The 13165-nt window shown below is 65.9% G+C and carries 11 protein-coding genes and 1 pseudogene; 8 read left to right on the top strand and 4 right to left on the bottom strand.

Annotated elements, in window-relative coordinates; all coding sequences use genetic code 11:
* Together MTBSS4_RS04805 and MTBSS4_RS04800 are read left to right on the top strand one after the other, a co-directional pair.
* On the top strand, positions 1 to 1155 hold the full coding sequence (locus MTBSS4_RS04805) for a pyridoxal phosphate-dependent aminotransferase (protein WP_173982262.1): 1155 nt from the start codon (positions 1 to 3) through the stop codon (positions 1153 to 1155).
* Between the two features lie 93 nt (positions 1156 to 1248).
* Positions 1249 to 2679 (top strand): radical SAM protein, encoded by a 1431-nt coding sequence (locus tag MTBSS4_RS04800; protein WP_173982261.1) that lies wholly within the window; start codon positions 1249 to 1251, stop codon positions 2677 to 2679.
* A 41-nt stretch (positions 2680 to 2720) separates the two neighbouring features.
* Here the strand turns inward: MTBSS4_RS04800 and MTBSS4_RS04795 are convergent, their stop codons facing one another.
* From MTBSS4_RS04795 to MTBSS4_RS04785, 3 genes are all read right to left on the bottom strand, one after another.
* Positions 2721 to 4736 (bottom strand): flagellar hook-basal body complex protein, encoded by a 2016-nt coding sequence (locus MTBSS4_RS04795; protein WP_173982260.1) that lies wholly within the window; start codon positions 4734 to 4736, stop codon positions 2721 to 2723.
* Positions 4737 to 4902: 166 nt separating this feature from the next.
* Entirely contained in the window at positions 4903 to 5256 is a 354-nt protein-coding gene (locus MTBSS4_RS04790; protein ID WP_173982259.1) for a PilZ domain-containing protein, read from the bottom strand.
* A gap of 114 nt (positions 5257 to 5370) precedes the next feature.
* Positions 5371 to 5715 carry an STAS domain-containing protein gene (locus tag MTBSS4_RS04785; protein WP_173982258.1) on the bottom strand — a complete coding sequence of 115 codons (345 nt, stop codon included), beginning with the start codon at positions 5713 to 5715 and terminating at the stop codon, positions 5371 to 5373.
* A 76-nt stretch (positions 5716 to 5791) separates the two neighbouring features.
* Between MTBSS4_RS04785 and MTBSS4_RS04780 the strand changes: the two genes are divergently transcribed.
* The 3 genes from MTBSS4_RS04780 (at position 5792) to irrA (ending at position 8153) form a co-directional block, all read left to right on the top strand.
* The gene (locus MTBSS4_RS04780) at positions 5792 to 6484 is read left to right on the top strand and encodes a hypothetical protein (protein ID WP_173982257.1); all 693 of its coding nucleotides are present in this window, start codon (positions 5792 to 5794) and stop codon (positions 6482 to 6484) included.
* Positions 6481 to 7626, top strand: coding sequence for a PP2C family protein-serine/threonine phosphatase (locus tag MTBSS4_RS04775; protein WP_173982256.1), 1146 nt, complete (start codon positions 6481 to 6483; stop codon positions 7624 to 7626). Before MTBSS4_RS04780 ends, MTBSS4_RS04775 begins: the two co-directional genes overlap by 4 nt.
* A gap of 107 nt (positions 7627 to 7733) precedes the next feature.
* A complete protein-coding gene (gene irrA, locus MTBSS4_RS04770) occupies positions 7734 to 8153 on the top strand; it encodes an iron response transcriptional regulator IrrA (RefSeq protein WP_173982255.1) in 420 nt (139 codons plus the stop codon).
* A gap of 58 nt (positions 8154 to 8211) precedes the next feature.
* Here the strand turns inward: irrA and MTBSS4_RS04765 are convergent, their stop codons facing one another.
* Positions 8212 to 10863, bottom strand: coding sequence for a bifunctional acetate--CoA ligase family protein/GNAT family N-acetyltransferase (locus MTBSS4_RS04765; protein WP_173982254.1), 2652 nt, complete (start codon positions 10861 to 10863; stop codon positions 8212 to 8214).
* Between the two features lie 141 nt (positions 10864 to 11004).
* On the opposite strand from MTBSS4_RS04765, the gene MTBSS4_RS04760 reads away from it, so the two are divergent.
* The 3 genes and pseudogenes from MTBSS4_RS04760 to MTBSS4_RS22755 form a co-directional block, all read left to right on the top strand.
* Positions 11005 to 12021 (top strand): class I SAM-dependent methyltransferase, encoded by a 1017-nt coding sequence (locus MTBSS4_RS04760; RefSeq protein ID WP_173982253.1) that lies wholly within the window; start codon positions 11005 to 11007, stop codon positions 12019 to 12021.
* A 29-nt stretch (positions 12022 to 12050) separates the two neighbouring features.
* Positions 12051 to 12800 (top strand): tetratricopeptide repeat protein, encoded by a 750-nt coding sequence (locus tag MTBSS4_RS04755; RefSeq protein WP_173982252.1) that lies wholly within the window; start codon positions 12051 to 12053, stop codon positions 12798 to 12800.
* Positions 12700 to 13086 (top strand): annotated as a pseudogene (locus tag MTBSS4_RS22755) (sulfotransferase domain-containing protein); the annotation flags it as partial. The gene MTBSS4_RS04755 and the pseudogene MTBSS4_RS22755, both read left to right, overlap by 101 nt.
* Positions 13087 to 13165 lie beyond the last annotated feature (79 nt).

Genomic DNA, 13165 nt, shown 5'->3' with positions numbered 1-13165 from the left:
ATGGTGTTCAAGGTCGCCGGGCGGGGGGGCGTCTCGCCGTTCATCGTGATGGACGTGATGCGCGCCGCCGCCCGGCGCGAGGCCCAGGGCGCCGACGTCATCCACCTGGAGGTCGGACAGCCCTCGGGGCAGGCGCCGGCCCGGGTGCTCGCCGCCGCCGCCCGCGCGCTGGCCAGCCAGCCGCTGGGCTATACCCTGGCGCTGGGCACCGACGCGCTGAGAACCCGCATCGCCCGCCATTACTCAGAGGCCTGCGGCGTCTGCGTTCCAGCCGAACGGATCTGCGTCACCACCGGTTCGTCCGCCGGCTTCCTGCTGTCGTTCCTGGCCGCCTTCGACCCCGGCGACCGGGTGGCGGTGGCGGCGCCGGGCTATCCCGCCTATCGCAACATCCTGACCGCCCTGGGCATCGAATGCGTCGACGTTCCGGTGGGGCCGGCCAGCCGCTGGCAAGTGTCGGCGGCGGTCCTGTCCGGCCTGGATGGACGGCTGGACGGCGTGGTGGTGGCGTCGCCGTCCAACCCCACCGGCTCGATGCTGTCGGCGGCCGAGGTCGCCGAACTGGCGCTCTGGTGCGAGAGCCGGGGAATACGCCTGATCTCGGACGAAATCTATCACGGCATCGCCTTCGGCGCGCCGGCCGCCACCGTCGCCGGGCTGGACGCCGCTCCCCATGCGGTGGTCATCAACAGTTTTTCCAAGTATTACGCCATGACCGGCTGGCGGCTGGGCTGGATGGTGGTGCCCGACGACCTGATCCGCGCCGTGGAATGCCTCCAGCAGAACCTGTTCATCTCACCGCCGACCCTGTCGCAACTGGCGGCCGAGGTGGTGTTCGATTGCCGGGACGAACTGGATGCCCGGGTCGCCCGCTACCGGGCCAATCGCGACATTTTGCTGGAGGAATTGCCGGCGGCGGGGTTCGGGCGGCTGGCACCGTCGGACGGGGCGTTCTACCTTTACGCCGATATCGGCGACTTGACCGACGACAGCGCCGCCTTCGCCGCCCGCATACTGGCCGAGACCGGCGTGGCCGTCACGCCGGGGCTGGATTTCGATCCCGTCCGGGGGCGGCGGACCCTGCGCTTTTCCTATGCCGGCGCCGAGGCCGACATGGTCGAGGCGGCGCGCCGCCTCAAGAGCTGGATGCGGTAGCGTCCCGAATCAGGTCGTGGATTCCCGGCCTCCTTGACCCTCTCAATTCTATGATGAGAACTGTGTCCGTAGTGTTGGATTTTGTGCCATGCGATGAATCGTGATAAAATTCGCAAGCAAGCGTTGACATGGTCTGTCGACTGGATTGCTGGACGGGAGATGGCGCTGGACATGAATTTTGTTCTCATCGACTTTCAGGATATTCGGTCTGGCGGATTCGGCACGATGGGCTTGGTCCAGTTACTGCGCAAGCGTGGTCATCAGGCTCATGTCATCGCCGGAAGCAGTATTTCCGAGGTTATGGAGGACAAGGAGAAACTATTCGATGCTTTGACGCGACTTGAGCCAAATGCCATCGGCCTGTCGGTCATGACACCTCATGCCGATTGGGTAAACAGGGTGTCACAGTTGTGTCGAGCTTGGAGATGGTCGGTTCCTATCATCCTTGGCGGGTATCACTCTACCGTATTTTCAGCCTCTGAATTATTTTCCTTCCACCCCGACTTGGATTACATCGTCCACGGTGATGCAGATGTTGCACTCCCCGCGTTGATTGAAATGCTTTCCGCTGGCGGCGGGCCAATGCCTGTGGGCGTCACCGCCCGAGGCCAAGTTGGCGCTGCCGCAATCCAATCCCTCGACGGGAAGCATATGGACGCGAGTCGTGTTCCGCTTTGGGATGAGGAAGCCATCGATCGATCCTATTACGATCCCGCCCGAATATCGGGGCATGGGATTCTGCCCGTACCGTCGCGTTACGTGCTGTACTCGCGCGGTTGCCCTTATACATGCAAGTTCTGTCAGCTCGATGGTGATAATGGCTTCAGGAGTAAGGTAAAATTTTATGACGCTGACACTATCGTCGATCACTTGACAGTTATAACAGCAAAGTATGGTCTGAAAAGTGTGTCGTTCCTTGATGATAACTTTACTATAAATAAAAAATGGGCGGCGGGAATTTGTGAAAACCTGATCTCCCGTGGCCCGCGGATAAGCTGGTGGGCTCAGGTGCGGGCCGATCTTTACGACCACGAGCTTATGAAACTGATGTACGCGGCCGGCTGCCGGGTTGTCACCATCACCATAGAATCGGGTAGCGAACGGATACGCCGGATGGTGCTGGGCAAGAGCATTTCCAACGAGCAGATTTTAGCTGCCTATGATGGGGCCCGCAGCCTTGGTCTGGTAATCCAGGGGACGTTGCTGCTCGGCAATCCGACTGAGACTGAGGCGGATCTGGATGAATCCATCGCCTTTCTCCGCCGTGCCGACCCCGATTACGCCGGTATCCTGATGATGACGCCGATTCCGGGGACGGAAATCTATAATACGTATCGAGACAGGATCCGCTGGACTGAATTCCGTGACTTCGAGATTGCCCGCCAGCCGGAGCTTCTTGGCCGATCCGACGTGCGCCTGATGTTCCACCAATGCCGCGACAACGTGCTGTTGGAGCGTTTCCACCAGATACGGGCTGAATACGATTACAATGTCCGCCGCCATCGCTGGGCCCATTTGACGTGAGCGGTCAAACATGACCACTCACGGCGCGCAGGGGCCATGGCTCAGAACAGGTCCCTGGCGGTGGACGTCATCTCGTCGGCGGTCCGGAACACGGTGGCGTTCATGGAATAGGCCTTCTGGGTGATGATCATCCGGGTGAACTCGTCGGCGAGATCGACATTGGAGGTTTCCACCGCCGAGGCGACGATCTGGGCCCCGCTGCCCTGCGAGGCGATGGAGGCGACCTCCATGTCGCCGGCCCGCTCGGTGCGGCGGAACAAGGTGCCCGAGATGGCGTCCAACTGGTCCGCCGCCACGAAGCTGGCCACCGGCACCATGGCCAGGGTTCGGGTGCGGCCGTTGCTGAAATGGCCGATCAGTTCGCCGGTCGAGATGAACGAGGCGCTGTCCATGACGCCGGAGGCATAGCCGTCCTGGTCGATCACCTTGATGCCGATCTTGTCGGGGGCCTCGGCCGAGAACTGGGTGATCTTGTCGGTCTTGAAGGTGATGGTGTTGGAGCCGGCGGCGGCGGCGGCCTCGTCCATGGCGGTCTGGGTGGCGTCGGAGGCGTCCGAATAGGCCGCGGCCACGTCCTCGCCATAGGTGGTGAGATCGGCCGCGGTGGCCGGGGCGGCCACGACGATGGCGGTCAGCGCCGCGACCAGGTCGGCCTCGTAGGTGGCCAGATCGGCCGCCGTGGCCGGCAGCGTGGGCTTGGTCACGCCATTCACCGCCGCCGATATCTGCGAGGCGTAGGATGCCAGGACCGCCGGAATTTGCACAGCCTCGGGCGTGGTGGCGGTGACCGACGGCGTCCAACTGACGCCCATGGTGATGGAGGCGGGGGTGAGGATCTTGCCGGCGCCGTCAAAGGTGACGGGAACCGAATAGGTGTCGGTGCCGCCGCCGCCGCTGTCGCTGCTGAACTCGTCGACGCTTCCGCCGGAAGCCGGCAGCTTGACGCGCATGTACCACTGGCCGTTGCCGGCGCGTTCGAACGCCACCGGCAGGGATTGGGGATTGAAGGCTTCGTCATAGGCCGTCAGGGTCAGCGGCACTTCCTCGAAGGTGGGCTTGCTGCCGGCCAGATTGACGCTGGGCGAGGTGGCGAGGGTGCCGCCCGCCGCCCAGGTGATGTCGAGGGTCGGCACGCTGCCGGCGGTGACGGTTCCCGCCGAATTGGTGTAGGACACGATGTCGCCGTCGGCGTCCAGCTTGACCGTCAGCGGCGAGGACAGGGGATCGATGGTGCCGATGCTGCCGTTGGCCGGGGCGGTGGGCAGCGAGAAGGTGACGGTCCAGTTGTCGCCGTCGACCCGGCTCCAGTGCATGGTCAGGTCCTGGGCGACGCCAAACCCGTCGGTGACGCTGGTGCTGTCGGTGAAGGTCTGGGGGCTGGCGGTCAGGGGCGCGTTGGCCGGCAGGTTCATCACCGGCTGGATGATGGTGGTCGAGATGCCGTCGATCAATTGGCCGGGCTGGTAGTAGATCGGGGCCAGGGACGCCCCCCCGCCCCCGGCCGTGGTGGTGGTCGTGGTGGCGCTGACCGGCGAACTGGCGGTGGTGGTGACGCCGTCGATGCGGCCCTGCGCGTCGGCCATCCATCCCATCAGGTACTGGCCGCCGGCGGTGGTGAAATAGGCCCGGGTATCGATGGCCTTGGTCTGGAAATTGCCGGCGCGGGTGTACAGCGTGCCCTGCGCGTCGGTCTCCGAGGCGGTGCCGGTGGGATTGCCCGAACTGTCGGGTTGGGTGATGACGAAGAAGCCGCGGCCGTTGATGCCCAGATCGGTCCAGGTGTTGCTGGGAGTGATGATGCCCTGCTGGGTGATGAAGGTGCGGTCCACCGCCCGCACCGCGAAGATGTCGAGGCCGGTGGTGGCGGTCGCCGTCGTCGGGCTGTTCTGCGACGTACCCGGCGCGGCATGGGATTCCGACAGCATCGTCTTGAACAGGGTATCCTTGCGCTTGTAGCCGTTGGTGTTGACGTTGGCTATGTTCTGGGAGATTCCCCCCATCGCGTAGTCCATGGTCATCATCGCCTGACTGGCGTTATTGAACGCGCCCCACAGCATCGTCGCCTCCATCGCACGGCGGACATTTATCCGTTCAACATGGAAGCAAACATGATGCCAGGTTGCAAATTAAGTTATTTCAAGCGGTTATCCGTGGGTGTCGGCAGGAAATGCCGGGCCGGGCCGGATCGATGGCTGGGATGGGGCGGCAGATAATGCCGGGTGATCAGGATTCGATGTCTTCCGCCACGTTGGTGCATTCGGCGACGAACTTGACCAGGCGATAACTGGCCGGTTCGAACCGCATGGCGACGAAGCCGTCCTCTTCCCGGACCAGCCGGCAGGTGCCGCCGATTCCCCGGTTGATGTCGACCTTGCCGTCGCCGCAGGGATAAAGGGTGAAGCGGACGGGGGTGGCCGACAGGGCGAAGCCCTTTTCCAGTTTCATCCCGACGGCCGAGATGCCTGCGACATGGACCAGCCGGCCCCCGATGTTGGCCATCAGATTCAATCCCTGGAAACGGGGGTAGCGGCGTCGCTCGCCGATATCGGAATCCGTGGGAGGGCGTTTGTCGGGCATGGTCATCCTGCCGGAGGCGATGGTCGCAACCAATCTAACACGCGCCGCCGCCATTCCACATGCGGGCATTGGTATTGTGGCGCGGCCGCCCCGGGGATGGCCCGCGTCGTTTCGCTATTCGATGATGAAGTAGTTGTGCAGCTTGCCCACGTTGATCAGGGTCTCGGCCTGACCGGAAGCCCCCTTCAGCACCACGTCGCGCTTGTCCTGCACCGCCGCGTCGCGGACGATCAGCAGCATGCCGAGGGCGGAGGAATCGATGAAGGACACGGTGGTCAGGTCGAAGGTGACCCGTTGGGGCCTGTCCTGGTTGATGCGGGCCAGGATCTCCCGGAATCCCTTGTAGTCGGCGTGGGTCATCCGGCCGTTCAGCCGCACTGCCAGAGTGCCGCCCTTCGCCTCGAAGGCATAATCCATGTCGGTCCCCCTGAAATCGGTCTGAACGGAGCTGATACCCATTCCATATGTCACAACTTTACCCCAAAATCGATGTGTGAAATATGCAAGGGTCTCAGACCCGATGATCGAGGGCGCCATGATTCAGGCCATATCCGATGACCTGTCCCCCATCGACGTCCTGCACGCGGCGACGGCTGCCCGCTGGACGACCGATCCCCGTCCCCGCCGGATGGTTCTGTCGCGCTGCTTTGGCGTCGATTCCATCCAGGCCTGTCTGGTCGCTCCGCATGTCGGCGGTTGCGAGGTGGAGGAGACGGGGTGGCTTCCCCCCGGCGAACGCTTCCTGCGCCATGTCTCGGAAGGCGGGCTGGGGGTCTCGGTGGGCACCGGCACCGCCTATCAGTACGATCTGGCCCTGGCCTTCTCGCGGGCATTGTGCCAGCGCTTTCCCCAACTGGCCGGCCGGGGCGGGGACCTGGACCGCGCCATCCACGAATTGATGGCCAACGCCCTGGTTCACGGCAATCTGGAGGTCGCCAGCCCGGCGGCGGGGCTGGAGGGGTTCGACGCCTATTGCAAGGCACTGGATGCTGCCCTGGCCGACCCGGCGAAGCTGGGCCGGCATGTGGATATTTCCGCCGTCGGGACGGCGGATTGGGTCGAGGTCGCCATCGCCGACCAGGGGCATGGCTTCGACCCCGCGGCCACCGCCGGTCAGGCGGCGCCGTCGCGCCAGCACGGCCTGTCCATCGCCGCCTCGCTGGGCGAACTGTCCATCGAGGATGGCGGGCGTTGCGTCATTCTCCGCATCCGTTCGGGTGCGCCATGACGCTGGATGACGTCAGCGTCCTGATCGTCGATGACAATCTGGCCAATCAGCGGGTGCTGGCCGCCATTGTCAACGCCATCGGCGTCGGCCGGATTCATCTGGCCGGCAACGGCGAGGAGGGGCTGAGCCTGATTTCGCGGCGCAAGCCGGATCTGGTGCTGCTCGACGTCATGATGCCGGGGATGGACGGCTACGAGATGTGCCGGCGTCTGCGGAGGCAATACGGCCACGACGAGCTGCCGGTCCTGTTCGTCACCGCCCTGGACCACCCGCCGGAGCGGGCGGCGTGCTTTGCCGCCGGCGCCACCGACATGGTCAGCAAGCCCATCAACGCCGCCGAGATCACCGCCAGGCTGAGCGTTCACCTGGAGAACCGGATTCTTCTGGCCGGCCTCAAGGCCTACCGCGAACGGGTGCGCGACGAACTGGATCTGGCACGGACCACCCAGGCGGAATTGCTGCCCTCTCCGGCGCTGCTGGACGATATCCGCCATCGTACCGGCCTTGACGTGCGTGGAACCATCGAGACCTGCTCGGAACTGGGCGGCGATTTCTGGACGGTGTTCGAGACCCATCGCGGCACCATCGGGATTCTGGTGGCCGACTTCACCGGTCACGGCGTCGCGGCGGCGTTCAACGCGGTTCGCCTGCATGCCCTGATGGCCCGGCGTCCGTCGGCACTGACGGGGCCGGGAGAGCTTCTTGAATTCCTCAATCATGAATTGCGGGGATTGCTGCCGCCGGGCCAGTTTGCCGCCGCCCTCGCCTGCGAGGTGTCGCCCGGCGGCGGTGTGGTGAGCATGGCCGGCGCCCTGACGCCTCCGCCGATTCTGCTGCATCGGGGATGCGCCACCTACCTGCCGGTGGCGGGGCCGCCGCTGGGGGCCTTTCTCGACGCCACGTACGAGGAGGCCGGAACGACGCTGGAACCGGGGGATTGCCTGCTGGCCTACAGCGACGCCCTGGTGGAGAGCCTGGCTGGCGACCAGCCGGTGGTGGACGAGACCTCCTTGCTGTCCTGGGGAGAGGAGGCGGGGCGGATGGACGATCCGGTGGCGGCTTTGCTGGAGCGCTTTCACCGGAAGTTGCCGGGGCAGCCTCCGGATGATCTGACGGTGGTATCCATTCGCCATGTGGGATAGCAGGGGCTTATCCCTGGAATTGTAGGCATTATAGACCTTTCTTTTTCGAATGGCTCTATGATACCGTTGAGATAGATCAATTCACCCACCCTGAAAGGGCGGCCCCCATGACGATGATTTCCGTTCGTCCTTACAGTCAGGCTCTCGACCAGTTGCGTGCCGTCGGCCTGCGTCCGACCCGCCAGCGCCTCGCCCTGGCCCGTCTGCTGTTCGATGGCGGCGACCGCCATATCTCGGCCGAGCAGCTGCACACCGAGGCTTTGTCCAGCAACATCCGCGTCTCGCTGGCCACCGTCTACAACACCTTGCACCAGTTCACCGAATCTGGGCTGCTGCGCGAGATCGTGGTCGATGCCGGCCGGTCGTATTTCGACACCAACACCACCGACCATCATCACTTCTTCTACGAGAAGACCGGCAAGCTGTGCGACATCCCCGCCGACCTGATCGCGGTGACCAAGGTGCCCAACGCGCCGGAAGGCCTGAACATCAGCCGGGTCGACGTCATCGTCCGCGTCGAGGGCTGAGCCTTCCGCACCCGCATCGGCAAGGGGCGCCTTGGCCGGGGGCGCCTTTTTTCGTCGGCTACCCCAGTTCCAGCACCGTCTCGATGACGTCGGGGTCTTCCGAGCGCTGGCGCTTGAAGCCGCTCTTCAGGGCAAGGCGCAGCATGGCGGCGTTCTCGGCCATGATCTGGGCGTAGACCGCCCTGGTCCCGCGCGATCTTTGATAGCGGATGATCTTGTCCATCAAGATGGTGCCCAGGCCGGTTCCCTTCATGTCGGACCGGACCAGCACCGCCAGTTCGGCCCGCTGGTTGTCGGGGTCGGTGACCGTACGCACCACCCCCAGGGTCTCGGGCTGGCCGTCCTTGCCCGGCCGGCTGGCGATGAAGGCCATCTCGCGGTCGTAGTCGATCTGGGTCAGGCGCGCCATCTGGTGGTGGTGAATCTGGCGCACCTGGCCAAAGAAACGCAGCCGTAAATCCTGGGGCGTCATCCGGTTCATCAGTTCGGCGTGGGCGGGCAGGTCCTCGGGCCGGATCGGGCGCAGCATGACCGTCGAGCCGTCGTGGAGGTCGGCGGGTTCCTCCAGTTCGGCGGGATAGGGCAGGACCGAGAACCGGCGAAGATCGGAATCGTCCAGCGGCGCGACCCGCATGCGGACGTCCAGCGCCAGCACGCCGGCCTCGTCGGCGAACAGGGGATTGATGTCGCAGGCGACGATCTCGGGGTTGTCCACCAGCATGGAGGACAGCCGCACCAGCGCCTCGGCGATGGCGTCGCGGTTGGCGGCGGGACGGCTGCCGGAGGCCTCCAGCAGGCGCGACACCCGGGTGCGGGCGATGACGCCGCGGGCCAGCGGCAGGTTGAGCGGCGGCAGGCCCACGGTGTGGTCGCGGATGACCTCGACGGCGCGCCCGCCCTCGCCGAACACCAGCATGGGGCCGAACAGGGGATCGCAGGCGATGCCCAGAACCAGTTGGCGGGCATGGGGGCGGAAGGCCATGCGCTGGACGGTGAAGCCCTCGACCCTGGTTCCGGGACGGGTGCGCTCGACCCGGCGCAAGATGCCGTCGGCGGAACTGCGGATCGCCTCGGGGGTTTCCAGGTTGAGGGCGACGCCGCCGATGTCCCACTTGCGGGCCAGATCGGCGGCGGCCAGGGTCAGCGCCACGGGGTATCCCAGGCTTTCCGCCGCCGCGACGGCGTCGTCGACGGTGGCGGCCAGGGTGGATTGCTGCACCGGAATGCCGTAGGCGGCCAGCATGGCCTTGGAATCGGGTTCGTTCAGCAGGCCGCCCGGCGAGGCGAGGCCGCGGGCGACGATCAGCCGGGCCGTGCCCTTGGCGGCGCGAAAGCCGCCCTGATGGGCCGGCGGTGTCTCCATCAGCATGTCCTGGTTGCGCTGATAGTTGACCTGATGGCGGAAGGCGCGGACGGCGCGGCCGGGGGTGTCGTAGGTGGGCAGGCCGGCCTCGGCGAACAGCTTGCGGGCCGGGGCCACCGCCTCCTCGCCGACCCAGGAGGTCAGCACCGCACCGCCGAAGCGGCGCTGGGTATCGATCACCGCCTGGGCGGCCTCGATCGGATCGGCCATGGCGTTGGGGGCGTGGATGACCAGGATGGCGTCGACCTCCTCGGCCTCGGCCAGGACCCGTACCGCCTCGGCATAGCGCTTGCCGGAGGCGTCGACCCCCAGGTCGACCGGGTTGTCGGCGGTCCAGCCGCGCGGCATCAGGGCGATCAGCTTGCGCAGGGTCTCGGCATCCAGCTCCGCCACCTGTCCGCCGCCGGGGTCGCCCATCTCGGCCTTGGCCATCATGGCGGTGCCGCCGCCATTGGTGACGATGGCCAGCCGGTTGCCCTTCATGGGCTTGGCCCGCGCCAGGGTCTCCACCGCGCCGAACAGCTCGTTGATGTCGTTGACCCTGAGCGCGCCGGCCCGGCGGACTGCGGCGTTGAAGGAATCCTCCTGCCGGGCCAGGGCCTCGGCGATGAACGGGCCGACCCGGCGGTCCTCGGGAACGCCGCCGGCGCGGACCAGCAGGACCGGCTTGTTGCGGGCGGCGGCACGGGCGGCGGCCATGAAGTTGCCGCGCTCGCGGATGGTTTCGATGTAGAGCAGGATCGCCCGGGTCTGGTCGTCGTTGGCCAGATAATCCGTCACGTCGGCGAAGTCGATGTCGTCGCCCTCGCCCAGGCTGACGAAGTGGGAAAAGCCGATGCCGCGCGGTCTGGCCCAGTCGAGAACGGCGCTGCACACCGCCCCCGATTGCGACACCAGCGCCACCTTGCCGGGCAGGGCGGAGATGTGGGAAAAACTGGCGTCCAGGCCGATGCGCGGCACCAGCACGCCCAGGCTGCCCGCCCCCAGTACCCGCAGGTCGTGGCGGCGGGCGGCATCCAGCATGGCGGCCCGGTCGACATCGGCGGCGATGATCACCGCCGCCCGCGCCCCTTTGCGGCCCAAGGCCTCCAGCATCGCCGGAACCGACGGGCCGGGGGTGCAGAGCACCGCCAGATCGGGGGCCAGCGGCAGCGAGTCGACGTCGCGATAGGCCAGCACGCCGGCCACCGCCCGATGCTTCGGGTGAACCGGCATGATCGGCCCCTTGAAGCCGCCGGCCAGCAGGTTGCGCATGACCACGGCCCCGGCGGAACGCGGACGGTCCGACGCGCCGATCACCGCTATCGAGGTGGGTTCGAACAGGGAGGGAAGGTTGCGGATGCTCATGGCTTCCGGTCTGACCCCGGCGGCCGAAAAATGCAAGGCCGAAGTGTGGGAGGGGGGCGGGGAAGTGTGGTCACGAACTGGTGATTATGGCAACAATGCCGGAGGAACACCCATCACATCCTGACACCGAAACGGAGATACATGATTCCAGGCAAAGCCGATGCCGAGGCTGGTAATCCATCTCGGACGGACAAGGCATTGCGCCTGTGCCATATCAGCGAAGCGCTGATGGCGCGGAACGAGGCGATACTCGGCTTTCAGGCATTGCTGCGCGCCCTGTCCGAGGACAGCTACTGTTTCGAGGCGCATCGTCTGGCATTCAGATTCCTCTGGCGGGTCAATGACGATCAACTGGGGCATCTGGGGGAATTGTGGGCTTCGGCGACCCGGCCCGGCCTTACCCTCGGCGGCGCCCTGGAATTCCTGATCGAGGCGTTCCGCGACGATCCCGAACGCTACGAGCTGTTCGCCGCCGCCGCCAACCTGGCCATGCGTCTTGACCGGATCGATCTGGCGGAAAACCTGTTCTTCAACTGTCTTGAACCGGCTCCCGACGACGATTGGCGGGAAAAATCCGTCCGGATCAAATACGACGAGATCTCCGACGATTACGACGCCGGGGCGCTCCACCTGGACACCGCCCGGCATTTCCTGGTTGCGGTCGGGCATCGGATGGCAGGGCTGTCCGGACTTACCGTGGTGGATGCCGCCTGCGGGACGGGAGCGCTCGCCTCGGGACTTCGGTCCCACGCTCGCCATCTCATCGGCATGGACCTGTCGCCGGCGATGGCGGGACGGGCCGAACGCCGCTATGACCGGATGATCGTCGGCGACATGTCCGAATCGTTGGCCGCCCTCGGCCCCGTGGCCGACGCGGTGGTCTGCGGCGGCGCCGTCTATTATCGCCCCGATCTGTCGCCGTTTCTGGCTGGGGCGGCCGCCGCCCTCAAGCCGGGAGGATTTGTCCTGTTCTCCGAGTTTCCCGCGCCGGATGGCGCCGGAACCATGGCGACCATCGGCGGAACCCGGCGTTATTGCCGTGACCCGGAATTTTTGTGCGGGCTTGCCCATTCCGCCGGCTTCACGGAGATGGGATTCGAGCATGGAATCAGCTATGGACTCCCCGTGCGTTTCTGGACTTTCGCCCGAAACGGATAAGACCTGGAGAACGTGTGGGGAGCCGCCTCGTGTCCGAGTCAGTGCCATTGGCCGACGCCCTCACCCAGGCCATCGCCCATCATCAGGCCGGCCGGCTCGCCGAGGCCGAGGTCTTGTACCGCGCCGCTCTCGATGCGGTGCAGAACCAGCCTCAGGCCCATCACAATCTGGGCATCGTGCTGGCGGTGACCGGCCGGGCCGAGGCGGCGCTCCCCCACTTCAAGGCGGCGCTGGAGGCTGACGCCTCCCAGGGGCAGTTCTGGCTCAGCCATGCCGAATTGCTGCTGCACATGGGGCAGGCCGGAACCGCTCTGGAGGTCCTGGACGAGGGGCGGCGGCATGGATTGTCCGGAGACGTCGTCGACGCCGTCACGGCCAGGGCGTGCATGGCGGCGGCGCTGGAGCATCACGGTGCCGGGCGGTTGACCGAGGCGGCGTCGGGGTACCGGCGGGTGCTGGACCTTGCCCCCGCCGATGTTGCCGCCCAGGCCAATCTCGGCATCGCCCTGACAACCCTCGGCCGGTTCAAGGAGGCCGAAGGCCATGCCCGCCGCGCCGTCGAGATCGATTCCGGCAATGTCGCGGCGCAATTCAATCTGGGCTGCCTGCTCTATGACACCAGCCGGATGGACGAGGCCGAGGCGTGCTTCCGCCGCGTTCTCGACCTGGAGCCCGGCCATGTGGACGCCCTTACCAATCTCGCCCGTGTCCGTCAGGACCAGGGCAGAATCGACGAGCCTGTATTCGTGGCACCGTCGCTATGTCGGCGGCGGGCATGACTTCCGGGACTATCTCGACCGCACCGTCATGTCGGCCAATCACATGCCCGTCGTCCTGGGGGCGAGGCCGCTTCTGATCTATGCCCTGTTCGCCGCCTATTGGCTGGCGGGCCGCCGCAAGCCGATTCTGGTCGTCCGGTTCGAAGACATCAAGCAGAGGCCGGTCGAGGTCGTGGGCGGCATCCTCGACTTTCTCGGGCTCCAGCGCGACGAGGGGCGGATCAGGGACAGCGTCGTCGCCTCGGACGTGGGCGGGTTGATCAAGGCCCACGCGAACGATCCCACCTTCAAGATGGCCCGGCACGGGATGGCCGGCGAGTGGCGCGAGCACATGTCGACGCAGGAGTGGGCGCAGCTGACCTCGG

The organism is Magnetospirillum sp. SS-4, from assembly GCF_902729425.1.
In the GTDB taxonomy this organism is placed as follows: Bacteria; Pseudomonadota; Alphaproteobacteria; order Rhodospirillales; family Magnetospirillaceae; genus Phaeospirillum.
The sequence above is the reverse complement of the archived record's forward strand: the minus strand, read 5'-3'. Positions and strand labels throughout refer to the sequence as shown.

Bases quoted from the DNA above. Each gene is read 5' to 3' on its own strand.
- MTBSS4_RS04805 (WP_173982262.1), top strand. From the start codon at position 1: ATGGTGTTCAAGGTCGCCGGGCGGGGGGGCGTCTCGCCGTTCATCGTG.
- MTBSS4_RS04760 (WP_173982253.1), top strand. From the start codon at position 11,005: ATGATTCCAGGCAAAGCCGATGCCGAGGCTGGTAATCCATCTCGGACG.
- irrA (WP_173982255.1), top strand. From the start codon at position 7,734: ATGACGATGATTTCCGTTCGTCCTTACAGTCAGGCTCTCGACCAGTTG.
- MTBSS4_RS04795 (WP_173982260.1), bottom strand. From the start codon at position 4,736: ATGCTGTGGGGCGCGTTCAATAACGCCAGTCAGGCGATGATGACCATG.
- MTBSS4_RS04775 (WP_173982256.1), top strand. From the start codon at position 6,481: ATGACGCTGGATGACGTCAGCGTCCTGATCGTCGATGACAATCTGGCC.
- MTBSS4_RS04800 (WP_173982261.1), top strand. From the start codon at position 1,249: ATGAATCGTGATAAAATTCGCAAGCAAGCGTTGACATGGTCTGTCGAC.
- MTBSS4_RS04785 (WP_173982258.1), bottom strand. From the start codon at position 5,715: ATGGGTATCAGCTCCGTTCAGACCGATTTCAGGGGGACCGACATGGAT.
- MTBSS4_RS04765 (WP_173982254.1), bottom strand. From the start codon at position 10,863: ATGAGCATCCGCAACCTTCCCTCCCTGTTCGAACCCACCTCGATAGCG.
- MTBSS4_RS04780 (WP_173982257.1), top strand. From the start codon at position 5,792: ATGATTCAGGCCATATCCGATGACCTGTCCCCCATCGACGTCCTGCAC.
- MTBSS4_RS04790 (WP_173982259.1), bottom strand. From the start codon at position 5,256: ATGCCCGACAAACGCCCTCCCACGGATTCCGATATCGGCGAGCGACGC.